This is a genomic window from Pseudomonas sp. GW821-FHT01C01 (assembly GCF_059422645.1).
In genome coordinates this window covers 64,155-89,848 of record NZ_JBWKXF010000012.1, presented here as the reverse complement: position 1 = coordinate 89,848, position 25,694 = coordinate 64,155, and the positions used below count along the sequence as shown (strand labels likewise).

The 25,694-nt window shown below is 61.0% G+C and carries 18 protein-coding genes; 16 read left to right on the top strand and 2 right to left on the bottom strand.

The features are described from left to right. Positions 1-3 precede the first annotated feature (3 nt). Positions 4-7,566: an SDR family NAD(P)-dependent oxidoreductase gene (locus AC07XF_RS11115; RefSeq protein WP_495026515.1), complete on the bottom strand. Its 7,563-nt coding sequence runs from the start codon at positions 7,564-7,566 to the stop codon at positions 4-6. A gap of 319 nt (positions 7,567-7,885) precedes the next feature. Between AC07XF_RS11115 and AC07XF_RS11110 the strand changes: the two genes are divergently transcribed. After that, a complete protein-coding gene (locus AC07XF_RS11110) occupies positions 7,886-9,451 on the top strand; it encodes a methyl-accepting chemotaxis protein (RefSeq protein ID WP_495026514.1) in 1,566 nt (521 codons plus the stop codon). Positions 9,452-9,551: 100 nt separating this feature from the next. Here the strand turns inward: AC07XF_RS11110 and AC07XF_RS11105 are convergent, their stop codons facing one another. Next, positions 9,552-10,229 (bottom strand): alpha/beta family hydrolase, encoded by a 678-nt coding sequence (locus AC07XF_RS11105; protein WP_495026513.1) that lies wholly within the window; start codon positions 10,227-10,229, stop codon positions 9,552-9,554. A 95-nt stretch (positions 10,230-10,324) separates the two neighbouring features. Between AC07XF_RS11105 and ccoN (AC07XF_RS11100) the strand changes: the two genes are divergently transcribed. From ccoN (AC07XF_RS11100) to fnr, 15 genes are all read left to right on the top strand, one after another. Further along, entirely contained in the window at positions 10,325-11,749 is a 1,425-nt protein-coding gene (ccoN, locus tag AC07XF_RS11100; protein ID WP_495026512.1) for a cytochrome-c oxidase, cbb3-type subunit I, read from the top strand. Between the two features lie 10 nt (positions 11,750-11,759). Beyond that, a complete protein-coding gene (ccoO, locus tag AC07XF_RS11095) occupies positions 11,760-12,368 on the top strand; it encodes a cytochrome-c oxidase, cbb3-type subunit II (protein ID WP_007987243.1) in 609 nt (202 codons plus the stop codon). A 3-nt stretch (positions 12,369-12,371) separates the two neighbouring features. Beyond that, on the top strand, positions 12,372-12,569 hold the full coding sequence (locus AC07XF_RS11090; RefSeq protein WP_495026511.1) for a cbb3-type cytochrome oxidase subunit 3: 198 nt from the start codon (positions 12,372-12,374) through the stop codon (positions 12,567-12,569). Beyond that, the gene (gene ccoP / locus AC07XF_RS11085; protein WP_495026510.1) at positions 12,566-13,519 is read left to right on the top strand and encodes a cytochrome-c oxidase, cbb3-type subunit III; all 954 of its coding nucleotides are present in this window, start codon (positions 12,566-12,568) and stop codon (positions 13,517-13,519) included. Before AC07XF_RS11090 ends, ccoP (AC07XF_RS11085) begins: the two co-directional genes overlap by 4 nt. A 482-nt stretch (positions 13,520-14,001) precedes the next feature. Continuing rightward, positions 14,002-15,444 (top strand): cytochrome-c oxidase, cbb3-type subunit I, encoded by a 1,443-nt coding sequence (gene ccoN, locus AC07XF_RS11080; protein ID WP_007987240.1) that lies wholly within the window; start codon positions 14,002-14,004, stop codon positions 15,442-15,444. After that, a complete protein-coding gene (ccoO, locus tag AC07XF_RS11075) occupies positions 15,444-16,052 on the top strand; it encodes a cytochrome-c oxidase, cbb3-type subunit II (protein ID WP_010456412.1) in 609 nt (202 codons plus the stop codon). The genes ccoN (AC07XF_RS11080) and ccoO (AC07XF_RS11075) overlap by 1 nt, the downstream gene beginning before the upstream one ends. Positions 16,053-16,057: 5 nt before the next feature. Continuing rightward, positions 16,058-16,243, top strand: coding sequence for a CcoQ/FixQ family Cbb3-type cytochrome c oxidase assembly chaperone (locus AC07XF_RS11070; protein ID WP_003175465.1), 186 nt, complete (start codon positions 16,058-16,060; stop codon positions 16,241-16,243). Beyond that, positions 16,240-17,217: a cytochrome-c oxidase, cbb3-type subunit III gene (ccoP, locus tag AC07XF_RS11065; protein ID WP_495026509.1), complete on the top strand. Its 978-nt coding sequence runs from the start codon at positions 16,240-16,242 to the stop codon at positions 17,215-17,217. Before AC07XF_RS11070 ends, ccoP (AC07XF_RS11065) begins: the two co-directional genes overlap by 4 nt. Positions 17,218-17,654: 437 nt before the next feature. After that, entirely contained in the window at positions 17,655-19,070 is a 1,416-nt protein-coding gene (gene ccoG, locus AC07XF_RS11060; protein ID WP_495026508.1) for a cytochrome c oxidase accessory protein CcoG, read from the top strand. 11 nt (positions 19,071-19,081) lie between these two features. Beyond that, positions 19,082-19,621, top strand: coding sequence for a FixH family protein (locus tag AC07XF_RS11055; protein WP_495026507.1), 540 nt, complete (start codon positions 19,082-19,084; stop codon positions 19,619-19,621). A 158-nt stretch (positions 19,622-19,779) separates the two neighbouring features. Next, positions 19,780-22,230, top strand: coding sequence for a heavy metal translocating P-type ATPase (locus tag AC07XF_RS11050; protein ID WP_495026506.1), 2,451 nt, complete (start codon positions 19,780-19,782; stop codon positions 22,228-22,230). 22 nt (positions 22,231-22,252) lie between these two features. Continuing rightward, complete coding sequence (gene ccoS / locus AC07XF_RS11045) at positions 22,253-22,471, top strand: cbb3-type cytochrome oxidase assembly protein CcoS (RefSeq protein WP_007971444.1); 219 nt, start codon at positions 22,253-22,255, stop codon at positions 22,469-22,471. Next, positions 22,464-23,147: a sulfite exporter TauE/SafE family protein gene (locus AC07XF_RS11040; protein WP_103394973.1), complete on the top strand. Its 684-nt coding sequence runs from the start codon at positions 22,464-22,466 to the stop codon at positions 23,145-23,147. The genes ccoS and AC07XF_RS11040 overlap by 8 nt, the downstream gene beginning before the upstream one ends. A gap of 269 nt (positions 23,148-23,416) precedes the next feature. Then, on the top strand, positions 23,417-24,799 hold the full coding sequence (gene hemN, locus AC07XF_RS11035) for an oxygen-independent coproporphyrinogen III oxidase (protein WP_495026538.1): 1,383 nt from the start codon (positions 23,417-23,419) through the stop codon (positions 24,797-24,799). Positions 24,800-24,891: 92 nt separating this feature from the next. Beyond that, positions 24,892-25,626, top strand: coding sequence for a fumarate/nitrate reduction transcriptional regulator Fnr (gene fnr, locus AC07XF_RS11030; RefSeq protein ID WP_495026505.1), 735 nt, complete (start codon positions 24,892-24,894; stop codon positions 25,624-25,626). Positions 25,627-25,694: the final 68 nt, after the last annotated feature.

Sequence of the window (25,694 nt, the reverse complement as noted above, 5' to 3'; positions counted from 1 at the left end):
GGATCAATTGATCAAGCGTGAAAGTTTGGAGTCCTGGGTGCCAATGCCATCGCTCAATTGCGCGATGTCGTCGCGGGAAATGTCGACGCCATGACGCGAGAACGTATCGCTCGCCAAAGACTGCAGGTTACTTGCGGCATCCGGTTGCGCCTCGCCATCCTGATTGCCGCGCAGAAGTTCAAGGATACGAACAGTGATCTTGCCGATGCTCGACGCTTCGCTCAGCTCCATGACCGGGAGACGAATACCGAATCGCTCCTCAACCGCCACCACCAACTCGACACTCATCAACGAGTCCAGGCCCAACTCCTGGAGCGGTCGGCTGGTGTCCAGCTTGCTGGTTGGCAAACGAAGGATTTCGCTGATTTCCTGCTTGAGCATTTCACTGAACAGCTCGATCAGCTCGGGGTCGTCCATTTCGGTCAACAGCCGCTGAATATCGTCGGCACCGCTTTCTTCATCCTGCTCACCACCGTGCAACCTGGCCAGTTCAGTGAACTTGGGCGAGCCGGCTGCCGGCAGGAAGCGCGACAATGCTTTCCAGTCCAGCTCCAGCACGCCAAGCCCCGAACGACGCTGCAGCAGCAAGCGCTCCAGAGTCTGCAGCGCCGCTTGCGATTGCAAGGCAGCGCCACCCATGCGGCTTTGCAGGGCGTCCTTGATGTCCTGATTGCGGGCCAGGAAACCCGCATCATCGATGGCACCCCAGAGCACGCTGGTCGCCGGCAAGCCCAACGCCAACCGATACCGCGCCAGCGCTTCGAGCCAATGGTTGGCGGCAACGTAGTTGGCCTGCCCCGGATTACCGAACAGGGTGGTAGCCGAGGAGAACAGCACGAAGAAATCCAGTGGCAAATGGGCCGTCAATTCATGCAGGTACTGCGCCCCCTTGGCCTTGGGCTCCAGAACGCGCTGCAGTTGTTCATGGGTCAAATTGCGGATCAGGCCGTCATCGAACACCGTTGCCGCATGCACCACGCCACGCAATGGCTGGCCACTGGCTTCGATGCGCGCCATGACGGACGCCAGTTGCGCGCGGTCGGTGATGTCACAGGCCAGCGCCTGGACGTCGATGCCCTGCTGACGCCATTGTTCCAACACGGGTTGCGCCTCTTCCGTCGCGGTACCACGACGACCGAGCAGGACCAGGTGACGAGCACCCTTTTCCACCAGCCATTGCGCGCTGCGCAGGCCGAAACCGCTGAGCCCGCCGGTGACCAGGTAGCTAGCGTTCGCGGCCAGCATCAACGCGGGTGCGTGTACGGCAGGCGTCGCGACAACGTCCTGAATCGGTGTGCGATACGTCACCACAATCTTGCCGATCTGCCGTGCCTGCTGCATGTAGCGGAAGGCTTCGACCACTTCATTGGCATCGAAGGCGCGGTAAGGCAACGGGCTCAGAATGCCCTCGCGGAACAGTTCCATCATTTCGCCGAACAGCCGACGGGTCAGCTGCGGGCGCTCGCTCATCAGTTGGTCGGCGTCGATACCGAAGTAGCTGATGTTGTTGCGGAACGGCCGCAGGCCAATCCTGGTGTTCTGGTAAAAGTCGCGCTTGCCCAGTTCGAGGAAGCGACCAAAGGGCTTGAGCACCCGCAGATTGCGATTGATCGCCTCGCCCGCCAGCGAGTTGAGGACCACATCCACGCCGCGACCTTCGGTGATTGCCAGGATGTCATCGGCATACGCCAACGAACGCGAGTCGAAGATATGTTTGACGCCCATCAGCCGCAGGAAATCGCGCTTCTCGTCGCTGCCCGCCGTGGCATAGATTTCAGCACCGCACCATTTGGCAATCTGGATCGCGGCAATCCCCACGCCGCCCGCTGCACCGTGAATCAGGATCTTCTCTCCGGGTTCAAGACGCGCCAGGTGATGCACCGCGTAATACACGGTGAAGAAGGTGCTCGGGATGGTCGCAGCCGCCTCGAAAGACATGCCTTCGGGAATGCGTGCCACCGCATTGGCGTTGGTGACCAGGCGATTGGCGAAGCTCGACGGGCCGAAGCCGACGACGCGGTCGCCCGGTTGGAAATCGCCCTCGACCAAGGCTCCTTTCTCCCGCACCACGCCAGCGAATTCAAAGCCCAACGTCGGTCCGGAGAAGCCATTTTCAATCGCTTCATCGGACAGCAGGCCCAATGCGTACATGACATCGCGGAAGTTCAAACCCGTGGCCTGAACCTCGATATCCAGTTCATCATCAGCCGGCAGCCGCGGCGTCCGTGCTTCCCAGCGCAAATGGCGCAACTGGCCCGGCAAGTCGAACCCGAGCTTGACTTGCGTCGGCGCTTGCAGTGTTCCATGACGCGGCAGCTCATCGGGCTGGATTCGCAGCCGTGCAACATAACGATCGCCCGCCGCAGTGACGGCCAGTTCGGTTTCTTCATCCGCGTTGAGCAGCGCCGGGACCAGTTGCTCTACACCGGCCCCCATCGCCAGATCGAGCAGGCGGACACGACAGCCGACGGCTTCGTTGCTCAGGGTCCGACCGAAGCCCCACAAGGCCGCATCGGCAATGTCCTGCACAGTCGTGTCCTGCCGCGTGACTTGCGGCAGCAGATGAACAGCCGCGCCTGAGGTCAGCAACCAGCAATCGGCGGCGATGCCGGCCGACTCACAGGCCTGAGTGATGGCGGCGGCAAGCATGCACCGATCGGCCTGCGCATCCAGCCCTCCGGAAGCGAACAGACCGGCGAGCATCACAATGTGCCGAGGCGCCGACGGCGCTTCACTCAAACGTTGTGCCAGCACCGCTGCCGGGCCCGGTGCAAGCAACGAAGCGTCTTGGCCGCGCTCACGCAAGAGCGAAGCCAGTGTCTGGGCAAACGGACCTTCAGGTCCCTGCTCGTCGGCGACCAGCAACCAGCGCTGACGCGGATACTCAGGAGCAACCCCGAGCGCCTTCACGCCCTCTTTGGCGGCCACCAGCAGATAGCTGCCGGCGGCCGAGTCCGGAATGAACTCCAGAGGCTCGGATACTTTCAGGCCATGACGCCGCAGTTCCTGCTGCCAGAAGCCCGGGGTCTGCTGCACCGAGAGCGTCTGTTGCCCCTGGCGGGCGAGCCACCAGGACGGCTCGGCGCCGAAGATGAAGTCAGCCCATCGTGCGGGATGTTGCGCCAGCAGCAGCACTTCGCCATGGGCACACAACCGTGCGGCACCCTGCTGCAAGCCTTGACTGAGCGCTTCGAGCGGCGCCAGGTCAGTGGCAACGAGGACCAGATCAAAGTCGTTCGCCGGCACCCTGGCAACTTTTTCCGAGTCTTCCAGGCTCAGGACCTGAAGATCCGGGAACTCCGTCTGGAGCATCGACGGCGCTTCAATATTCTGCGCAACGTACTGATAGTCGATCCGATCAAAATCCAGGCCGACACACAGATCGGCCGCCAACGGCGCGCCCTCGAAGCCAAGCTCGAGAATGCGCAAGCGCTGCCCGTCAGGCAGAGCGTTCAATCGTTGGGCGATGTGCTCTCGCAGACCATTGAGCAATGCGTGATGGCCGGATGCGCCGAGTGCCAGGCGGGTCAATACGGCCGGCGTGGTTTCCCGTGGCAACAGTTGCGCAAGGCTCACCTGGCCGCTGAGCAGCTCCAGCAGGTGCATACCGATGCGGCCCACCGAATGAATAATCTGGAAGTGCTCGGGATAACTGCGGAACAATTCCTGCCAGATGTCCTGAGCACCGGCGTGCTCGCCCTGGTCGGCCAGTTGCCAGGCGTCGTTGCCGATTGCGACCAGACTGCCGTCCTCAACAGCTTGTTCAAGCAGATGGTCAAGATAACTTCCAGCTTGCCAAGTGGCGTACTGCTGACGCGTCAGTCCACCACCGAGTTTCTCGATGGCTTCGAGCAGGAAGCTGCCACACAGGCCATCGAGCAACGGATCGATTTCATGGGCATACCGGACCAGTCCGTAATCATCGACGAGCGTGCCAAGGTGCTGCTGCAGCTTCACCTGCAGTTGTGAACTGACCACTGGCACGGCGCGTTCATTGGCGGGATAGGGTTTTGCGACCCCGACAAAGTCCGCCAGTTTGATGTCGCCACTGCGATCCTTGTGTAACCGTACGCCGCGAAAACGCGCGTCCTTGATGCAGATGACCGCGCGCCCCTCGGCGTTGTACAGCGTGAAATCCGCCAGCAAGGAATGCTCTGAACGCTTCACCAGGGTGACCTGGGCCAGGCAAGGCACAAGGCTGCCGGCAGCAAAGCAGATGCGCCCCAGTTTCACCGGGATGAAAGCCAGGCCTTTGCGGCTGCCGGCATCCTGGCTCAATAGTTGAGTGATCAATTGAAATGCACTGTCCAGCAGTGCCGGGTGCAGATTCAGGGTGGGCAGTTCTGCCTCGATCGGTGCCGGGACCGTCAAGCGCGCCAACACCTGGTTGCCATCGATCCAGCCGGCCTCGACCGCCTGATAGGCCGGGCCATAGTTGAGGCCGACGGCACGCGTCAGCGCCAGGTGCCCGGCCGAAGTGAAATCAGGCGAGCGGGCCGGGAGGGCCGGAGCGGAGCAGGCCAACAAACCGCCGCGAGCTTCACCCGGAAACCTCGCGACCACATGCTGCGCCCACGGCTCGGCCTGGGCGGTGGTACGCGACACGATGGACAGCGTCCCGTCGCTGCTATCTATTGTCACGCGGACTTTTTTGCTGAAATCCGAATGCAGCAGGAGCGGACTGTGAATTTCCAGCTCTTCGATCTCAACATACTCGCCGGGCTGATACTGCAGCGCAGCAGCCAGTGCAAGTTCGGTGAAACCTGCACCGGGGAACAACACCGATTCGCCGACCATATGGTCGCCCAGTGACGGGAACAGTTGCGTATCCAGCCGGTTGTCCCAGGTGAACTCATGCTCGGGCAGCGGGTAACCCAACAGCGGGTGGACCCGTTCACGGTGCAGGTTGCCGCTTGATTCGGGCGAATCACCGTGCCAGAGACGTTCGCGCTGCCAGGCGTAATTGGGCAGTTGCACGAAACGCCCGGCCGCGGAAAACAGGCAGTGCAGATCGATGTCGACGCCGGCAATCAGCACCTTCGCCAGTGTGCGGTCGATCAGCTGTGGGGTTTCCTCACCACGCAGCACTGTCGGGATCACGATGCCTTCCAGCTCCTGGCTGCTCAGTGCGTCCGCGACATACGCTCGCAGGATCGGGTGCGGCCCGACCTCCACGAATACGTTGTAGCCCTGCTCGACGAGCGCCTCGCTGGCGGATTTGAACAGCACCGGATAACGAATGTTTTTCCACCAGTATTCGGCGTCCAGACTCTCGCCGGACAGCAGGCCTCCGGTCACGGTCGAATACATTGGAATTCGGGCAGGTCCCGGGACAATGTTACTCAAGACCTCGACCACCTGATCGGCAATCACATCCATGGCCGGCGAGTGGAACGCATAATCGAGATCCAGTCGGCGCGCAAAAACCTGACGCTCGTTCAGTGCGTTTTCAAGAGACTCCAACGCAGCCGGCAGGCCGGCGACCGTGGCCCCTTTGGAACTGTTGTCGCCGGCGACCACCAGCTCGCTGTCCAGGCCAAGTGCCTGCAAAAGGCTCGCCGTGTCTACGCCCGACAAGCCGACCGCCGACATCTTGCCGCAGCCCTTGGTCAAGCCTTGCAGGCGACTGCGATGGTAGATCACAGCCGTGGCGTCGTTCAGCGTCAGCGCCCCGCACGCCCAGGCGGCAGCGACTTCACCGACGCTGTGACCCATGACAGCCACCGGTACGACGCCTTTTTCGGCCAGCATGCGGGTGACCCCCACCTGCAATGCAAACAGCGCCGGCTGTGCAAATTCAGTCAGCCGATAACGGCCCTCGCCCAGCTCACCCGCCAGCTCGGCGATCAATGAATAACCGGACAGTGGCTGAAAAATCGCGTCCACCTCGGCAACCGCCCGATGGAACACCGGGTCGGCCAGCAATGACTTGCCCATGCCCTGCCACTGCGATCCATTACCGGAGAAAACGAACACCGGTCCTTTGGCCTGATCCAGTGCACGGCCACTTTCCAGCACCGCTGACAGCGCCGGAACACCGGGTTCCGTGGCGAAATCCAGGAGCGCCTGTGCGCTGTCCCGAGCCTGCGCGCCGAACACCACAACCCTTTGCGGGTGCTGCTCGCGACGCACCAGTGCCTGGTAGGCGACGTCGTAAAGGCTTGCCGCGTCCGGCACGGACATGAATTGCGCGAGCTGCTCACACTGGGCCGCCAGGGCTGCACTGTCCTTGGCAGAGACCATCAGCGGCACATATTGCTGCGTCTGAACCGGGACTGGCGCTGCCGGTGGTGGGCTTTCCAGGATCACGTGGGCGTTGGCCCCGCCGAAACCGAAGGAGTTGACCCCGACCACCAGTTTTCCGCTCGGTTTCAGGGCCTGGGTCTCGGTGACCACACTCAGGTTGAGATCCGCGAAGGGAATGTTCGGATTGAGCTTCTTGATACCGATGGTGGCCGGCACTTTGCGTTCGATCACGCAGTACAGCGCCTTCATCAGGCCGGCGACGCCGGAGGCGGCCTCAAGGTGGCCGATGTTGCTCTTGATCGAGCCGATCAACAGTGGCTGATCCGCCGGGCGTTGCTGCCCCAGCGCCTCACCGATGGCCCGGCTCTCGATAGGATCGCCAACTGGCGTGCCCGTACCGTGAGCCTCCAGGTAATCGATATCGGCTGCATCAATGCCGGCCGTGTCGTAAGCCTGTTTCATCAGGGCAATCTGCGCATCCGCACTCGGGACCGTCAGGCTCGATTTGCGCCCGTCGGTATTGGCCGCGCTGCCGGCAACGACCGCAAGGATCTGGTTGCCGTCCTCGATCGCCTTGTCGTAATCCTTCAGGTAGAACAGTCCGGCGCCTTCGGAACGGACATAGCCGTCCGCCGATTCATCGAACACATGGCATTGCCCGGTGCGCGACAACATAGAGGCCTTGGAAAAGATCAGGAAACCGAAAGGATGCAGGTGCAGGCTGACCCCACCGGTAATCGCCTGTTCGATGTCGCCGTTCTGAATGGCCTGGCACGCCTGGTGAAAAGCGATCAGGGAAGAAGAGCACGCCGTGTCGATGGCCATGCTCGGACCCTGGAGGTCATAGAAAAAAGATAACCGGTTGGCCGCGATGCTGAAGGTATTGCCGGTGGCGGTGGCGGCGTCGATCTGCGACAGGTCGTGGGCCAGGCGGTAGCTATAGTCGACACTGGCAATGCCCAGGTAAACACCGCAATCGCTGCCACGCAGGCTCGACGGCTTGATGCCGGCGTTTTCGAACAGTTCCCAGCCAAGCTCCAGCAACAAACGCTGCTGAGGGTCCATGACCGACGCTTCACGAGGAGAGATATTGAAGAATCCGGCATCGAAGGTCGAAATGTCGCCCAGGGATCCAGAAGCAAAGGTGTAGGACGTTGCGGGGTTTGCCTTGTCCGGGTGCAGGAATTCGTCTTTGGACCAGCGAGAAAAATCCGCCTGGGTAATGAAGCTTTGCCTATCCAGCAGATGCGGCCAAAAAGTTGCAGAAGTAGAGCCTGGAAAACGGAACGACGTCCCTATGATTGCAACCTTCTTACGCATTGAAACTAACCTTTTTATCCCCAGCCCTTTTTCCAAAAGCTGAACAACAATCAAATTCCATTAATGTAAATGCTGGAAACCCGGCGACACCTTGAGTGTTATCTTCCGATGCAATCCTGACCGTAAGTAACATCCTGCAAATCGCCGCGGATCATACGCTTGGAACCCATCAAGGGAAACCTGAAATGCTCGGTCGCCGGGCGGATCGACCTTCATCCACCCGGCGAAATTGCGACATGTGTCAGGTTCTGAAAAAAAACATTCATCAAATTCGCGACGCAGCCGACAAAGCCTGAAAGCCTTGCGGATTGAAAAAGCCATGCGTAACAACCAGCCAATTACACAACGCGAACGGACCTTCCCGGCTCAGCAACGGTTGATTTCCACCACCGATGCCAAGGGCATGATCACCTACTGCAACGACGCTTTCGTCGAAATCAGCGGGTTTTCTCGTGAGGAACTGATCCGTGCGCCGCATAACCTGGTGCGTCACCCCGACGTTCCGGCCGCGGTGTTCTCGCACATGTGGGGCACACTGAAACAAGGCTTGCCATGGATGGGCATTGTCAAGAATCGCTGCAAGACCGGTGATCACTACTGGGTCAACGCCTATGTGACACCGATCTTCGAAGGCAATCAGGTGATCGGTTACGAGTCGGTGCGGGTCAAGCCCACCGCCGAACAGATCCGTCGCGCCGAAGCGCTCTACCAACGCATCAACCAGGGCAAGTCGGCCGTTCCCTCCTCGGATAAATGGTTGCCGATTCTGCAGGACTGGTTGCCGTTCATTCTGGTCAGCCAATTGAGCTTCATGATCGGTGCATCGCTGAATTCCCATTGGGGGTTTGTCCTGGCTGCCGGTCTCTCGGTGCCGCTGGGCCTGATGGGCCTTCAGTGGCAACAGCGTGGCCTCAAGCGTTTGCTGCGCCTGGCCGAGCAGACCACCTCCGATCCATTGATCGCACAGATGTACACCGACAGTCGCGGCGCCCAGGCACGTCTGGAAATGTCCATCCTGAGCCAGGAGGCACGCCTGAAAACCTGCCTGACGCGCTTGCAGGACACGGCCGAACACCTGACCGATCAGGCCAGGCAATCCGATGCCCTGGCGCACAACAGCTCCAGCGGCCTGGAACGTCAACGCGTCGAGACCGAGCAAGTGGCCACCGCGGTCAACCAGATGGCCGCTACCACCCAGGAAGTCGCCAGCCACGTACAACGCACCGCCGATGCCACCCAGGAAGCCAATCGCCTGACCGGTCGTGGTCGCGACATCGCCGGGGAAACCCGCGAAGCCATCCAGCGCCTGTCGGTGGTGGTCGGTGAAACCGGCGTGACCGTGACCCAACTGGCCAGGGACAGCAACGAAATCGGTGGAGTGGTCGACGTGATCAAAGGCATCGCCGACCAGACCAACCTGCTGGCGCTGAACGCCGCCATCGAAGCGGCCCGTGCCGGCGAGATGGGTCGTGGTTTTGCGGTGGTGGCCGACGAGGTTCGTCAGTTGGCGCAACGCACCAGCGAGTCCACCGGGCAGATTCATGCGCTGATCGCCAAGCTCCAGCAAACCGCCGGTACAGCCGTACAGACTATGGAAGCCGGGCATCGTCAGGCTGAAGAAGGCGTGGCGCGGGTATTGGAAGCGGACCAGGCACTGGTGGGGATCAGCGAGGCGGTGGCCAACATTACCGACATGACCACTCAGATCGCTGCCGCGACCGAAGAGCAAAGTGCCGTGGCCGAAGAAATCAGCCGCAACATCAGCAATATTTCGTCCCTGGCTGACCAGACTTCGGAACAGGCCCAGAATTCGGCGTTGCTGAGTGAAGAGCTGACCAAGACTGCGAACACCCAGTACTCGTTGGTGGAGCGGTTTAATCGTTAGACCTTCAGGCCGCCTTCGCTGGCAAGCCAGCTCCTACAAGGGATCGCAATCTGTAGGCGCTGGCTTGCCAGCGAAGAGGCCCTGATTCTCACCCTGCATATCACTGAAGAAATGCAGCAACCTTCCCCGCCGCAGCTGTTAGATGCTGCTCATGACTAAACCCCGAAGCCTTCAACGGCTTCAGATCATGATCCCCCGCCACCAGCCAGAACACCTCGATACTCGGCGATAGCGCATAACCTTCGACCGCCTCGCGATTGCCCAACGCATCGCGCTCGCCCTGTACGATCAAGGTCCGAGTCTTCAGCCCGGCCAAATGTTCGACCCGTGGCTTCTCCGGTTTGCCCACCGCATAAAACGGATAGCCCAGGCACACCAGCGCATCCACACCCAACTCATCGGCCAGCAAACTGGCCATCCGCCCGCCCATGGACTTGCCACCGATGGCCAGCGGCCCGGCGACATGGCGTCGCACTTCGGCATACACCTCGCGCCAGCACTCCAGCAGTTTCGGGGCCGGATTTGGCGGGCGCTTGCCGCCGTCGGTGCGCCGTTGCGCCATATAGGGAAACTCGAAACGCAAGACGTTGACGCCAAGCCCGGCAAGGCGTGCAGCCATGTCGCTCATCCAGTCGCTGTCCATCGGCGCGCCGGCGCCATGGGCGAGGATCAGCGTCGCCGAAGCCGGGACTGACGCGGCGCTCCAGAGCCATCCGCGATCCCGCACACACTGCGCCCATTGATCCCCGTCAATACCGGCCTTGTGCCCTTTGTCCATGCTTGCCTCGCTTTTAGTCTGCCTATAACTCCGGCCGAAGGATGCGCCGCCTCGCGCGAGCGCGCTCACTTCAGCTGAACCGTGGATGGGGAACCATGAACACTTCTATCAGTACCGCCTACAACTACAAGGTGGTCCGCCAATTCGCCATTATGACGGTGGTGTGGGGCATCGTCGGCATGGGGCTCGGGGTTTTTCTCGCTGCCCAGTTGGTCTGGCCCGAACTCAACTTCAATCTGCCGTGGACCAGCTTCGGCCGCTTGCGCCCACTGCACACCAACGCGGTGATCTTCGCCTTCGGCGGCTGCGCCTTGTTCGCCAGTTCGTTCTATTCGGTGCAACGCACCTGCCAAGCCCAATTGTTTGCGCCGAAAATCGCCGCGTTCTGCTTCTGGGGCTGGCAACTGGTGATTCTGCTCGCGGCCATCAGCCTGCCGCTGGGCTACACCAGTTCCAAGGAATACGCCGAACTGGAATGGCCGATCGACATCCTGATCACCATTGTCTGGGTCGCCTACGCCATCGTGTTCTTCGGCACGATCATGCAGCGCAAGACCAAACACATCTATGTCGGTAACTGGTTCTTCGGTGCGTTCATCATCACCGTGGCGATCCTGCACATCGTCAACAACCTGGAACTGCCGGTCAGCTTCACCAAGTCCTACTCGCTGTACGCCGGTGCCACCGACGCGATGGTGCAATGGTGGTACGGGCACAACGCCGTGGGCTTTTTCCTTACCGCCGGCTTCCTCGGGATGATGTACTACTTCGTGCCGAAACAGGCCGAGCGCCCGGTGTATTCCTATCGCCTGTCGATCGTGCATTTCTGGGCGCTGATCACCCTGTACATCTGGGCCGGTCCGCACCATTTGCACTACACCGCGCTGCCGGACTGGGCGCAGTCGCTGGGCATGGTGATGTCGCTGATCCTGCTGGCACCGAGCTGGGGCGGGATGATCAACGGCATGATGACCCTGTCGGGCGCCTGGCATAAGTTGCGCAGCGACCCGATCCTGCGTTTCCTCGTGGTGTCCCTGGCGTTCTACGGCATGTCGACCTTCGAAGGGCCGATGATGGCGATCAAGACGGTCAACGCCCTCTCCCACTACACCGACTGGACCATCGGCCACGTACACGCCGGCGCACTCGGCTGGGTGGCGATGATTTCCATCGGCGCGCTGTACCACATGATCCCGAAAGTCTTCGGACGCGAGCAGATGCACAGCATCGGCCTGATCAACGCGCACTTCTGGCTCGCCACCATCGGCACCGTGTTGTACATCGCCTCGATGTGGGTCAACGGTATCGCCCAGGGCCTGATGTGGCGTGCGGTGAACGAGGACGGCACGCTGACTTACTCCTTCGTCGAGACCCTGGTGGCCAGCCACCCTGGCTTCGTCGTGCGGCTGGTGGGTGGCGCGATCTTCCTCAGCGGCATGTTCCTGATGGCCTACAACACCTGGCGCACCGTGCGGGCCTCGCAGCCTGCTGCCGTCGCCGCTGCCGCGCAGATGGCCTGAGGAGTCCGCCATGAAACACGAAACTATCGAGAAAAACGTCGGCCTGTTGCTGTTGCTGATGATCCTGGCCGTGAGCATTGGCGGCCTGACCCAGATCGTCCCGCTGTTCTTCCAGGACGTGACCAACAAACCGGTGGAAGGCATGAAGCCCTACACCGCGCTGCAACTGGAAGGTCGCGACCTCTACATCCGCGAGGGCTGCGTCGGTTGCCACTCGCAGATGATCCGTCCGTTCCGCGCCGAGACCGAACGCTACGGGCACTACTCGGTGGCCGGCGAAAGCGTTTGGGACCACCCGTTCCTGTGGGGTTCGAAACGCACCGGGCCGGACCTGGCGCGGGTCGGCGCGCGTTACTCGGATGACTGGCACCGCGCGCACTTGTACAACCCGCGCAACGTCGTGCCGGAGTCGAAGATGCCCGCCTACCCGTGGTTGGTGGCCAATCAGCTCGACAGCAGCCACACCGAAACCAAGCTGCGCGCCATGCGTACCCTCGGCGTGCCGTACACCGACGAGGACATCACCGGTGCCGTTGCCTCGCTCAAGGGCAAGAGCGAAATGGACGCGCTGGTCGCCTACCTGCAAGTGCTCGGCACTGCGATCAAGAGCAAGAGGTGAGCCATGGTTGTTGAGATAAGCACTGGAATGATCCGCGGCTTGGGCACCGTCGTTGTCTTCATCGCCTTCGTCGGCCTGACCCTGTGGGTGTTCAACGGCAAGCGCAACCCGGAATTCGCCGAAGCGCGCCTGCTGCCGTTCGCCGACGAGCCACAACCCGACATCACCGAAGATTCAGCAACAAGGAGTACCCGGCCATGACCACCTTCTGGAGTACGTGGATCTGCGTACTGACCATCGGCAGCCTGATCGGCCTGACCTGGCTGCTGATCGGCACGCGCAAGGGTGAAACCAAGGGCAGTGTCGACCAGACCATGGGCCACAGCTTCGACGGCATCGAGGAGTACGACAACCCGTTGCCGCAATGGTGGTTCATGCTGTTCGCCGGCACCCTGGTATTTGCCGTCGGTTACCTGATCCTTTATCCGGGCCTGGGCAACTGGAAAGGCATCCTGCCCGGCTACGAAAATGGCTGGACCGGCGTGCACGAATGGGAAAAGGAAATGGCCAGGGCTGACGCGAAGTTCGGACCGATCTTCGCCAAATTCGCAGCAATGCCACTGGAAGAAGTTGCCAAAGACCCGCAAGCGCTGAAAATGGGCGGACGTCTGTTCGCCTCCAACTGCTCGGTGTGCCACGGCTCGGACGCCAAGGGTGCATTCGGCTTCCCCAACCTGACCGACAGCGACTGGCGCTGGGGCGGCGCGGCCGAAACGATCAAGACCACCATCATGGGTGGCCGGATGGCGATGATGCCGGCCTGGGGTGAAGTTCTGGGCGAAGAAGGTGTGAGGAACGTCGCCGCTTATGTGCGCCATGATCTGGCCGGCCTGCCGTTGCCTGCCGACAGCAAAGCCGACCTGCAAGCCGGACAGCAAGCGTTCAGCACCACGTGCGTAGCCTGCCATGGGGCAAACGGCCAGGGCACTGAAGCCATGGGCGCGCCGAATCTCACGCACCCGGCGGGATTCATTTACGGTACAAGCCTGACGCAACTTGAACAGACGATTCGTCATGGCCGCCAGGGCCATATGCCGGCGCAAAACGAACTGCTCGGCAACGATAAGGTGCAATTGCTGGCCGCGTATGTGTACAGCCTGTCCCACGGTTTGAATACCGAGCGCTTACAGGCTGAAGACAACCGCGAATAAATCCCGACCGCTCTGCTGCCGCATTCTCCCGGATGCGGCAGTTCCCTGCCCCTTTGCGACGCATTGTCGCACCCTCTTTGACTCTTCCTTTCGGTTCCCCGGATTCAGGTCTAAGCTTCCCCCGATGCGGACTGGCCGGTGCCGGTTCCAGGTCGACCCTGAACGATGTGTTCGACGAATCTGCCCGATGACAGGCCGCAAAGGCTGGTAGATACCGGCTGTCGCGCCAATTGCCTTCGGTCAGCCAAACGTTGCGTTTGAACACACCCCGTTACATCCGACCTGACCCCCTCGCCTGATCAGTCCGCCAGGACGTTTTGTCCGTGGGCAATTTTGTCCCTACGCGGCGCATGGAAAGGCCGCAGAATCAGCATTTGAAAGCATTGACCCAGGTCATGGCGCGTTGCAATGACCCCCTGCTTTCTCCATACTTGCGGCCGATTTTTAATCCTAATAAAACACCCAAACCGTGGAACCTTAGAATGAGCACAGCAATCAGTCCGACTGCTTATAACTATAAGGTAGTCCGCCAGTTCGCCATCATGACGGTGGTCTGGGGGATCCTTGGCATGGGGCTCGGTGTCTTCATCGCCTCACAGCTCGTATGGCCGGAATTGAACTTCGGTCTGCCGTGGACGACTTTTGGACGCTTACGCCCGTTGCACACCAACCTGGTGATTTTCGCCTTCGGTGGATGTGCACTGTTTGCCACTTCTTATTACGTCGTGCAGCGAACCTGCCAAACGCGACTGATTTCCGACAGCCTCGCCGCCTTCACCTTCTGGGGATGGCAAGCGGTGATCGTCGGCGCAATCATTACCTTGCCGATGGGTTTCACCACCACCAAGGAATACGCGGAACTGGAATGGCCCCTGGCTATTCTGCTGGCCATTGTCTGGGTCACCTACGGTCTGGTGTTCTTCGGCACCATCGTCAAGCGCAAGACCAAGCACATCTATGTGGGTAACTGGTTCTACGGCGCGTTCATCGTCGTGACCGCGATGTTGCACATCGTCAACCACATGTCGCTGCCGGTCAGCCTGTTCAAGTCCTACTCGGCCTACTCGGGTGCGACGGATGCGATGATCCAGTGGTGGTACGGCCACAACGCCGTAGGTTTCTTCCTGACCACCGGCTTCCTGGGGATGATGTACTACTTCGTGCCGAAACAGGCCGAACGCCCGATCTATTCCTATCGCCTGTCGATCGTGCACTTCTGGGCACTGATCACGCTGTACATCTGGGCCGGTCCGCACCACCTGCACTACACCGCACTGCCGGACTGGGCGCAGTCCCTGGGCATGGCGATGTCGATCATCCTGCTGGCTCCGAGCTGGGGCGGCATGATCAACGGCATGATGACCCTCTCGGGCGCCTGGCATAAGCTGCGCACCGACCCAATCCTGCGCTTCCTGGTTGTCTCCCTGGCGTTCTACGGCATGTCGACCTTCGAAGGTCCGATGATGGCGATCAAGACCGTCAACTCGCTGTCGCACTACACCGACTGGACCATCGGCCACGTACACGCCGGTGCCTTGGGCTGGGTAGCGATGATCTCGATCGGCGCCATCTACCACATGATCCCGAAACTGTTCGGTCGTGCGCAGATGCACAGCACCGGCCTGATCAACACCCACTTCTGGCTCGCGACCATCGGTACCGTGCTCTACATCGCCTCGATGTGGGTCAACGGCATTACCCAGGGCCTGATGTGGCGTGCAATCAACGACGACGGCACCCTCACCTACTCGTTCGTCGAAGCGCTGCAAGCCAGCCACCCTGGTTTCATCGTTCGCGCCCTGGGCGGTGCGTTCTTCGCCACCGGCATGTTGTTCATGGCCTACAACGTATTCCGTACCGTACGCGCCTCGAACCCGGCTGAAGCTGAAGCCGCCGAACAGATCGTTGTAGTTGGAGCTCACTGATGAAGCATGAAGCAGTCGAGAAGAATATTGGCCTGCTGGCCTTCTTCATGGTCATCGCCGTCAGCGTCGGCGGCCTGACCCAGATCGTTCCGCTGTTTTTCCAGGATGTCACCAACAAGCCGGTCGAGGGCATGAAGCCCCGCACCGCCCTTGAGCTGGAAGGCCGGGACATTTATATCGCCAACGGTTGTGTCGGCTGCCACTCGCAGATGATCCGTCCGTTCCGCGCCGAAACAGAACGCTACGGCCACTACTCGGTCGCCGGTGAAAGCGTCTGGGACCACCCGTTCCTGTGGGGTTCCAAGCGTACCGGTCCGGACCTGGCCCGTGTCGGCGGTCGTTACTCCGATGACTGGCAGCGTGCGCACTTGTACAACCCGCGCAACGTAGTGCCTGAGTCGAAAATGCCGGCCTACCCGTTCCTCGTGGAAAACAAGCTCGACGGCAAAGACACTGCGAAAAAAATGGAAGTCTTGCGCACGCTCGGCGTCCCTTACACCGACGAAGACATCGCCGGTGCCAAGGATGCCGTGAAGGGCAAAACCGAAATGGACGCGCTGGTGGCCTATCTGCAAGGCCTGGGCACCATCATCAAAAGCAAACGGTGAATTAGATGGATATCGGGATGATTCGTGGCCTGGGCACCGTTGTTGTGATGGTGGCCTTCATCGGACTGGCACTGTGGGTGTTCAGTCCCAAGCGCAAGTCGGAGTTTGAAGACGCGACCTTGCTGCCTTTCGCGGATGATCCCGAAGCCATCAAGCACGTCGAGCAAGCTTCTAGGAGTAACAAAGAATGACTACATTCTGGAGTCTGTACGTCACAGTCCTCAGTCTCGGTACGATCTTTTGCCTGACCTGGCTGTTGCTGTCGACCCGCAAGGGCCAGCGCGCAGAGCAGACAGACGAGACGGTCGGGCACTCCTTCGACGGGATCGAGGAGTACGACAACCCGCTGCCGAAATGGTGGTTCATGCTGTTCGTGGGCACCATCATCTTCGCACTGGGCTACCTGGCGCTGTATCCGGGCCTGGGTAACTGGAAAGGCCTGCTGCCGGGTTACGGCTACCTCGACAACGAGAAGCAGACCCCGTTCGCCAACGGCCAGACCGGCTGGACCGGCGTTCACGAGTGGGAAAAGGAAATGGCCAGGTCGGACGCCAAGTTCGGTCCGATCTTCGCCAAGTTCGCTGCCATGCCAATCGAAGAAGTGGCCAAAGACCCGCAAGCCCTGAAGATGGGTGGCCGTCTGTTCGCCTCCAACTGCTCGGTTTGCCACGGTTCCGACGCCAAGGGCGCCTATGGCTTCCCTAACCTGACCGACGCCGACTGGCGCTGGGGCGGCGAGCCGGCAACCATCAAGACCACCATCATGGGCGGCCGTCATGCAGTAATGCCGGCGTGGGCTGAAGTGATCGGCGAGCAAGGCGTGGCCGACGTGGCCGCGTTTGTCCTGACCAACCTCGATGGCCGCAAGCTGCCGGAAGGCGCCAAGGCCGACCCGGTTGCCGGGCAGAAACTGTTCGCCACCAACTGCGTGGCGTGCCACGGTCCGGAAGGCAAAGGTACGCCAGCGATGGGCGCGCCTGACCTGACTCACCCGGCCGCGTTCATCTACGGTTCGAGCTTCGCTCAACTGCAGCAAACCATCCGTTACGGCCGTCAGGGCCAGATGCCTGCGCAAGAGCAGTTGCAAGGCAACGACAAAGTTCACCTGCTGGCCGCTTACGTCTACAGCCTGTCTCACGGTGAGAAGGCAGCGGACGCCCAGTAAGTCAAACGCTTGATGCAACAAAAAACGGCCCCGCCAATGTGAATTGGCGGGGCCTTTTTTATGGCTCTTCACGCATTCCCGGGAAACTGTAGGAGCCAGCTTGCTGGCGATGGTCGTTTACGACAACGCGTGCCCTCTGGTTCAACGCGGCGCCCTTGACTCCATCGCCAGCAAGCTGGCTCCTACAGGTTGTTGCGTTGCCTGAAGACAGCATCGACTTCAACGAATTGATTCCGCCCGCACCTGAAAACCGTCCATAATTTACAAGTCAATTGATTCAAGTCATTACACCATCAATTGATTTTGCCAAACGTGACCAAAGGTCGCACCCGCAGGCTAGAGCGACAGGCGTATCATTGCGCCACTGCAACACCCCTTTTTGACCGCGGTTGGCACGTACTGACCGAGGCACTTTTCCACTGCCGTGGGATGCAATGATGAGCAACCAGATTCCGGTACACGACGTCACTCCACCCGCCAAGAACGCGAACAACAGCGTCGACCTCTACGCCTCCAGAGAAAAAATCTACACCCGCGCCTTCACCGGCCTGTTTCGTAATCTGCGGATGACCGGCGGTGCCGTGTTGTTCCTGCTGTATTTCGGTACGGTGTGGCTGAACTGGGGCGGTCATCAGGCCGTCTGGTGGAACTTGCCGGAGCGCAAGTTCTTCATTTTCGGCGCCACCTTCTGGCCTCAGGATTTCATCCTGTTGTCCGGCATGTTGATCATCGCCGCGTTCGGCCTGTTCTTCATCACCGTGTACGCCGGACGGGTCTGGTGCGGCTATACCTGTCCGCAAAGCGTCTGGACCTGGATCTTCATGTGGTGCGAAAAAGTCACCGAAGGTGACCGCAACCAACGCATCAAGCTCGACAAGGCGCCAATGAGCGCCAACAAGTTCCTGCGCAAGTTCAGCAAGCACAGCCTGTGGCTGTTGATCGGTTTCGTCACCGGCATGACCTTCGTCGGCTACTTCTCGCCGATCCGCGAACTGACCATCGAATTTTTTATCGGCGAAGCGGATGGCTGGTCGTATTTCTGGGTCGGTTTCTTCACCCTCGCCACTTATGGCAACGCCGGCTGGTTGCGTGAACAGGTGTGCATCTACATGTGCCCATACGCGCGCTTCCAGAGCGTGATGTTCGACAAGGACACCCTGATCGTTTCCTACGACCCGCGCCGTGGCGAAAGCCGTGGCCCACGTAAAAAAGGCATCGACTACAAGGCCCAGGGCCTGGGCGACTGCATCGATTGCACCATGTGTGTCCAGGTTTGCCCGACCGGCATCGACATCCGCGACGGCCTGCAAATCGAATGCATCGGATGCGCCGCCTGCATCGATGCCTGCGACGCCGTCATGGACAAAATGGAATATCCGCGCGGGCTGATCAGCTACACCACCGAGCACAACCTGTCCGGGCAGAAAACCCATAAACTGCGTCCGCGCCTGATCGGTTATGCCATTGTGCTGCTGGCAATGATCAGCTTGCTGGTGACGGCATTCTTCATGCGTTCGCTGGTGGGCTTCGATGTCAGCAAAGACCGCGTGCTGTACCGCGAGAACGCCGAAGGCCGGATCGAAAACGTCTACAGCCTGAAAATCATGAACAAGGACCAGCGCGACCATACCTACTTGCTCGAAGCCTCTGGCCTGCCGGATATCAAATTGCAGGGCCGACGCGAGATCAAGGTCGCGGCCGGCGAGATCGTCAGCCAGCCTGCCGAGCTGTCCGTCGCCCCGGAAAAACTGCCGTCGAGCACCAACGAGGTGAAATTCATCCTCAAGGATGCCGATGACGACAGCGTCCACATTGAAGCCAAGAGCCGATTCATCGGCCCACAAAATCGTTGAGAGAACAGAACATGCCCGCAGCAACTGCCGCAAGCCCCTGGTACAAGCACCTCTGGCCGTGGATCATCATCGGGATCCTGGCCTGCTCGGTGACCTTGACCTTGTCCATGGTGACCATCGCGGTGAAGAACCCGGACAACCTGGTCAACGACAACTACTACGAGGCAGGCAAAGGCATCAACCGCTCCCTCGACCGCGAACTGCTGGCCCAGAACCTGAAAATGCGCGCCAGCGTTCATCTCGATGACGTGACCGGAGAGGTTGACTTGCGCCTGAGCGGCGACAGCCAGCCCAAGACCCTGGAGCTGAACCTGATCTCGCCGACCCAACCGGAAAAGGATCGCAAGATCACCCTGACCCGCAGCGAAACCGAACAGGGCCGCTACATCGGCCAGTTGAGTGACAAGGTCGAAGGCCGGCGTTTTGTCGAGTTGCTCGGCACTCAGGACGACCACATCTGGCGCATGTTCGAAGAAGAACCGGTCAGCCATGACAAGGAGCTGCTGCTGGGCGACGAACCGTTGCAAGGCGCGGAAGACCTGAAGAAGTAAAAAGGCTGCGCTTCGCGCATTCGCGGGCAAGCCCGCTCCCACAGGGATCACTGGTGTACACAAATTCTGTGCACGACATTGATCAACTGTGGGAGCGGGCTTGCCCGCGAAGAGGCCCTACTTGACGACAGAGATCCAGCGGCATTAATGAAAACCTCATGACCACCCCACTCCCCTGCTACCACTGCGCCCTGCCCGTCCCGGCCGGCAGCCGCTTCACCGCTGCGGTCCTGGGGCAATCCCGCGAATTCTGCTGCCCGGGTTGCCAGGCCGTGGCCGAAGCCATTGTTGCTGGCGGCCTGGAAAACTATTACCAGCACCGCAGCGAAGCCTCGGCCAACCCTGAAGCGTTGCCGGTGCAACTGGTGGATGAACTGGCGCTGTACGACCGTGCCGATGTACAGCAGCCCTTTGTTCGTCACGAAGGCGAGCTCGCCGAAACCACACTCCTGATGGAAGGCATCAGCTGCGCTGCCTGCGGCTGGTTGATCGAGAAACACCTGCGAACCTTGCCGGCGGTGGCTGAAGCGCGCCTGAACCTGTCCAACCATCGCCTGCACGTACGCTGGGCCGATGCGCAATTACCGCTGAGCCAGATCCTCAGCGAACTGCGCCACATCGGTTACGCCGCACACCCGTACCAGGCCGACCGCGCCAGCGAACAACTGGCCAGCGAAAACCGTCTGGCCCTGCGCCAGCTCGGCGTGGCCGGGCTGCTGTGGTTCCAGGCGATGATGGCAACCATGGCCACCTGGCCTGAATTCAACATCGACCTCAGCCCTGAACTGCACACCATCCTGCGCTGGGTCGCCCTGTTCCTCACCACCCCGATCGTGTTCTACAGCTGCGCGCCGTTCTTCAAAGGTGCCATGCGCGATTTGCGTACCCGCCACCTGACCATGGACGTTTCCGTGTCACTGGCCATCGGCAGTGCCTACGTTGCCGGGATCTGGACCTCGATCACCGGGGTCGGCGAACTGTATTTCGATGCCGTCGGCATGTTTGCCCTGTTCCTGCTGGCCGGGCGTTATCTGGAACGGCGCGCCCGCGAGCGCACGGCCGCCGCCACTGCGCAACTGGTGAACCTGTTGCCCGCCTCCTGCCTGCGCTTGACGCCTGACGGCCAGAGCGAACGCATTCTGCTCAGTGAACTGCGTGTCGGCGATCACGTGCTGGTTCATCCGGGCGCCATTCTCCCGGCTGACGGCAAGATCCTCGACGGCCAGTCGAGTGTCGACGAGTCGCTGCTGACCGGCGAATACCTGCCGCAACCCCGCACCCTCGGCGATGCGGTCACCGCTGGCACCCTGAACGTCGAAGGCGCGCTGACCGTCGAGGTCCAGGCCCTGGGCCAGGACACTCGCCTCTCGGCCATCGTCCGCCTGCTGGATCGCGCCCAGGCCGAAAAGCCGCGCCTGGCGGAAATCGCCGACCGCGCCGCGCAATGGTTCCTGCTGTTGTCGCTGATCGCTGCAGCCGCGATTGGGCTGCTGTGGTGGCAACTGGATGCCTCGCGGGCATTCTGGATTGTGCTGGCGATGCTCGTGGCGACGTGCCCGTGTGCATTGTCGCTGGCGACACCGACCGCGCTCACCGCCGCCACCGGCACATTGCACAAACTTGGCCTGCTGCTGACGCGCGGTCATGTGCTGGAAGGCCTGAACCAGATCGACACGGTGATTTTCGACAAGACCGGCACCCTCACCGAAGGGCGCCTGGCGCTGCGCTCGATCCGCCCTCTCGGTCCGCTCGACAGTGATCAATGCCTGAGCCTCGCCGCGGCCCTGGAAAATCGCTCCGAACACCCGATCGCCCGTGCTTTCGGTCGTGCGCCAATGGCGGCCGAAGAAGTCCACAGCACTCCGGGACTCGGCCTGGAGGGTCTGGTTGAAGGGCGGCGCCTGCGCATCGGTCAACCGGGATTCGTCTGCGAACTCAGTGGCGCCGTGGTGCCGCCGATGCCCGAAGAAGCCGGCCAATGGCTGCTGCTGGGCGACGGCCAGGGACCGCTGGCCTGGCTCGCTCTCGATGATCGCTTGCGTGCCGATGCGCCCGCGCTGCTGGCCGCGTGCAAGGCACGTGGCTGGCGCACGCTGTTGTTGTCCGGCGACAGTTCGCCGATGGTCGCCAGTGTGGCGGCGGAACTGGGCATCGATGAAGCCCGCGGTGGTTTGCGTCCGGACGATAAACTGCAAGTCCTGCAACAACTGCACAAAGAAGGTCGCAAGGTGTTAATGCTGGGTGACGGGGTCAATGACGTGCCAGTGCTGGCAGCTGCGGATATCAGCGTCGCCATGGGCTCGGCCACCGATCTGGCGAAAACCAGTGCCGATGCCGTGCTGCTGTCCAACCGCCTCGACGCCCTCGTGCAAGCCTTCAGCCTGGCACGGCGCACCCGTCGGGTGATTATCGAGAACCTGTTGTGGGCCGGGTTGTACAATGGCCTCATGTTGCCCTTCGCCGCCCTCGGCTGGATCACCCCGGTGTGGGCTGCGGTGGGCATGTCGATCAGTTCGTTGACCGTGGTGTTGAACGCCCTGCGCCTGACTCGAATGCCGAGCGCGCCCGCCCTCTCCACCACGCCAGAAACCCGCCCGCTGCCGGCCTGAGCCGCGCGAGCATGGAGTCCAGATGCCAGCTCTTTACGTGATGATTCCCGCTGCGCTGCTGATCGTGGCCATCGCCGTCTATATCTTCTTCTGGGCAGTCGACAGCGGTCAGTACGACGACCTCGACGGCCCGGCCCACAGCATCCTGTTCGACGACCAGGACCCGAACCACACCGCCGCCGTCGATGAGGCCAGTGGCCAACCGGCCAAGCCGCAAGACAAGGCACCGCCCCATGCTTGAACTGGCACCACTGCTGGTGTCTGCGGTGATCCTCGGCTTGCTCGGCGGCGGCCATTGCCTGGGCATGTGCGGCGGTTTGATGGGCGCGCTGACCCTGGCGATTCCCAAGGAACAACGCAGCCGCCGCTTTCGCCTGCTGCTGGCCTACAACCTGGGGCGGATTCTGAGTTACGCCTGCGCCGGATTGCTGATCGGCCTGGCCGGATGGGCCGTGGCCAGCAGCCCAGCGGCGATGTTCCTGCGCATCCTCGCCGGATTGCTGCTGATCGCCATGGGCCTGTACCTGGCCGGCTGGTGGAGCGGCCTGACCCGTATCGAAAGCCTCGGTCGAGGCTTGTGGCGGCATATCCAGCCAGTCGCCAACCGGTTGCTGCCGGTGTCGAGCGTTCCGCGCGCGCTGCTGTTGGGCGCACTCTGGGGATGGCTGCCGTGCGGCCTGGTTTACAGCACCTTGCTATGGTCGGCCAGTCAGGGCAACGCGCTGGACAGTGCATTGTTGATGCTCGCGTTCGGGCTCGGCACCTGGCCGGTGCTGCTGGCGACCGGCCTCGCCGCCGAGCGCATCACCGCACTGTTGCGCAAGCGCAGCGTGCGGATGGCGGGCGGGTTGCTGGTGATGCTGTTTGGCATCTGGACCTTGCCGGGGCCGCATCAGCATTGGCTCATGGGGCACTAGATCGGCGGCCCCCCCCCGTGTAGCAGCTGCCGAGCCTGCGAGGCTGCGTTCGGCGGCGCAGCCGTCGTAAACCCTGAGCACCAAATTCACCTGAAACACCGCACAGTCTGATTTCACGACGGCTGCGCCGCCGAACGCAGCCTCGCAGGCTCGGCAGCTGCTACAGGGTGATGTTTGGCAATGACACCCTTGATGCAAATCAAGATGCCCCACCCCGCCCTCGCATAAAGTGGCTGACACTGCCAGCCTATCCGGGGAATGCCCGCATGATGCTCGACGCCATTCGTTGGGACACCGATCTGATCCGCCGCTATGACCTGGCGGGACCACGCTACACCTCGTATCCGACTGCCGTGCAATTCAACAGCCAGGTCGGCACTTTTGACCTGTTCCATGCCCTGCGCGACAGCCGCAAGGCCCAACGCCCGTTGTCGCTGTACGTGCACGTGCCGTTCTGCGCGAACATTTGCTATTACTGCGCCTGCAACAAGGTCATCACCAAGGATCGCGGCCGGGCGCAGCCCTATTTGCAGCGCCTGGAACAGGAAATCCAGTTGATCGCCTGCCACCTCGACCCCACACAAAAAGTCGAGCAACTGCACTTCGGTGGCGGCACGCCCACCTTTCTCAGCCATGACGAGCTGCGCCAGTTGATGGCGCAATTGCGCAAACACTTCAATTTGCTGGACGACGACTCCGGTGACTACAGCATCGAAATCGACCCGCGCGAGGCCGACTGGTCGACCATGGGCCTGCTGCGCGAATTGGGCTTCAATCGGGTCAGTATCGGCCTGCAAGACCTCGACCCGGCGGTCCAGCGAGCGGTCAATCGCCTGCAAAGCCTGGAAGAAACTCGCGCGGTGATCGACGCCGCCCGAACCTTGCAGTTTCGCTCGATCAATATCGACCTGATCTACGGTCTGCCGAAACAGACGCCGGAAAACTTCGCCCGCACCGTCGAAGAGGTCATCCACCTGCAACCGGACAGGTTATCGGTGTTCAACTACGCTCACCTGCCGGAACGCTTCATGCCGCAGCGGCGCATCAACAGCAATGAACTGCCGACACCCGCGCAGAAACTGGAAATGCTGCAGCGCACCATTGAGCAACTGATCAACGCCGGCTACCGCTACATCGGCATGGACCACTTCGCCCTGCCTGACGATGAGCTGGCGATTGCCCAGGAAGAATCGACACTGCAACGCAACTTCCAGGGCTACACCACCCACGGTCATTGCGATTTGATCGGCCTCGGCGTCTCGGCGATCAGCCAGATCGGCGACCTTTACTGCCAGAACAGTAGCGACCTGAACCAGTATCAGAACGCGCTCGCAGCGTCGCAACTGGCCACCAGCCGTGGCCTGTCATGCAACGCTGACGACCGCCTGCGGCGCGCGGTCATCCAGCAATTGATCTGCACCTTCAGCCTGGAATTTTCCGACATCGAACAGGCATTCAACATCGATTTTCAGGGCTATTTCGGCGAACTCTGGCCCCAACTGCAAGACATGGCCAAAGACGGGCTGATCGAACTCGACCGCGACAGGATCACCATCCTGCCCGCCGGGCGATTGTTGGTGCGCTCGGTGTGCATGGTCTTCGACGCGTACCTGGAACAACACAGCCGCCAGCGCTTTTCCCGGGTGATCTAGGCCGCTGCGACAAAGCGCCACGGACTGGCCGCAATCTCCTCGGGTGAGTTACCCTTACATCTTATGTGTGTTTTCCCACAAGGATTGAAGAAATGTCCGAGCCAGTAAAACTGCGCGCTCATAATCAAGCCCATTGCAAGGATTGCAGCCTGGCCCCTCTTTGCCTGCCACTTTCATTGAATCTGGAAGACATGGATGCGCTGGACGAAATCGTCAAACGTGGCCGACCGCTGAAAAAAGGCGAATTTCTGTTCCGCCAGGGCGATACCTTCGATGCTGTTTACGCAGTCCGTTCTGGCGCCCTCAAGACCTTCAGCCTGAGCGACACCGGCGAAGAACAGCTCACCGGCTTTCACCTGCCCAGCGAACTGGTCGGCCTGTCGGGCATGGACACCGAAAAGCATCCGGTGTCGGCGCAAGCCCTGGAAACCACGTCAGTGTGTGAAATCCCCTTTGAACGCCTCGACGAACTGGCCCTGCAACTGCCGCAGTTGCGCCGTCAGTTGATGCGCGTGATGAGCCGCGAAATCCGTGACGACCAGCAGATGATGCTGCTGTTGTCGAAAAAAACCGCCGACGAACGCATCGCCACGTTTCTGGTCAACCTCTCGGCACGCTTCCGCGCCCGGGGCTTTTCCGCCAATCAGTTCCGCCTGAGCATGTCGCGCAACGAAATCGGCAACTACCTGGGCCTGGCGGTGGAGACCGTGTCCCGCGTCTTTACGCGCTTCCAGCAAAACGAACTGATCGCGGCAGAAGGCAAGGAAATCCGGATTCTTGACCCGATCCAGCTATGCGCCCTGGCCGGCGGCTCACTGGAAAGCTGAAACAAACCGTTGCGGCTGAGCGAAACGGTTCAGCCGCCGTTATACTTCGTCGTTTGCAGCCCTGCCAG

Bases quoted from the DNA above. Each gene is read 5' to 3' on its own strand.
- ccoO (WP_007987243.1), top strand. From the start codon at position 11,760: ATGAAACACGAAACTATCGAGAAAAACGTCGGCCTGTTGCTGTTGCTG.
- AC07XF_RS11115 (WP_495026515.1), bottom strand. From the start codon at position 7,566: ATGCGTAAGAAGGTTGCAATCATAGGGACGTCGTTCCGTTTTCCAGGC.
- AC07XF_RS11110 (WP_495026514.1), top strand. From the start codon at position 7,886: ATGCGTAACAACCAGCCAATTACACAACGCGAACGGACCTTCCCGGCT.
- AC07XF_RS11090 (WP_495026511.1), top strand. From the start codon at position 12,372: ATGGTTGTTGAGATAAGCACTGGAATGATCCGCGGCTTGGGCACCGTC.
- ccoG (WP_495026508.1), top strand. From the start codon at position 17,655: ATGAGCAACCAGATTCCGGTACACGACGTCACTCCACCCGCCAAGAAC.
- AC07XF_RS11055 (WP_495026507.1), top strand. From the start codon at position 19,082: ATGCCCGCAGCAACTGCCGCAAGCCCCTGGTACAAGCACCTCTGGCCG.
- fnr (WP_495026505.1), top strand. From the start codon at position 24,892: ATGTCCGAGCCAGTAAAACTGCGCGCTCATAATCAAGCCCATTGCAAG.
- hemN (WP_495026538.1), top strand. From the start codon at position 23,417: ATGCTCGACGCCATTCGTTGGGACACCGATCTGATCCGCCGCTATGAC.
- AC07XF_RS11040 (WP_103394973.1), top strand. From the start codon at position 22,464: ATGCTTGAACTGGCACCACTGCTGGTGTCTGCGGTGATCCTCGGCTTG.
- ccoP (WP_495026510.1), top strand. From the start codon at position 12,566: ATGACCACCTTCTGGAGTACGTGGATCTGCGTACTGACCATCGGCAGC.
- ccoO (WP_010456412.1), top strand. From the start codon at position 15,444: ATGAAGCATGAAGCAGTCGAGAAGAATATTGGCCTGCTGGCCTTCTTC.
- AC07XF_RS11070 (WP_003175465.1), top strand. From the start codon at position 16,058: ATGGATATCGGGATGATTCGTGGCCTGGGCACCGTTGTTGTGATGGTG.
- AC07XF_RS11050 (WP_495026506.1), top strand. From the start codon at position 19,780: ATGACCACCCCACTCCCCTGCTACCACTGCGCCCTGCCCGTCCCGGCC.
- ccoN (WP_007987240.1), top strand. From the start codon at position 14,002: ATGAGCACAGCAATCAGTCCGACTGCTTATAACTATAAGGTAGTCCGC.
- AC07XF_RS11105 (WP_495026513.1), bottom strand. From the start codon at position 10,229: ATGGACAAAGGGCACAAGGCCGGTATTGACGGGGATCAATGGGCGCAG.
- ccoS (WP_007971444.1), top strand. From the start codon at position 22,253: ATGCCAGCTCTTTACGTGATGATTCCCGCTGCGCTGCTGATCGTGGCC.
- ccoP (WP_495026509.1), top strand. From the start codon at position 16,240: ATGACTACATTCTGGAGTCTGTACGTCACAGTCCTCAGTCTCGGTACG.
- ccoN (WP_495026512.1), top strand. From the start codon at position 10,325: ATGAACACTTCTATCAGTACCGCCTACAACTACAAGGTGGTCCGCCAA.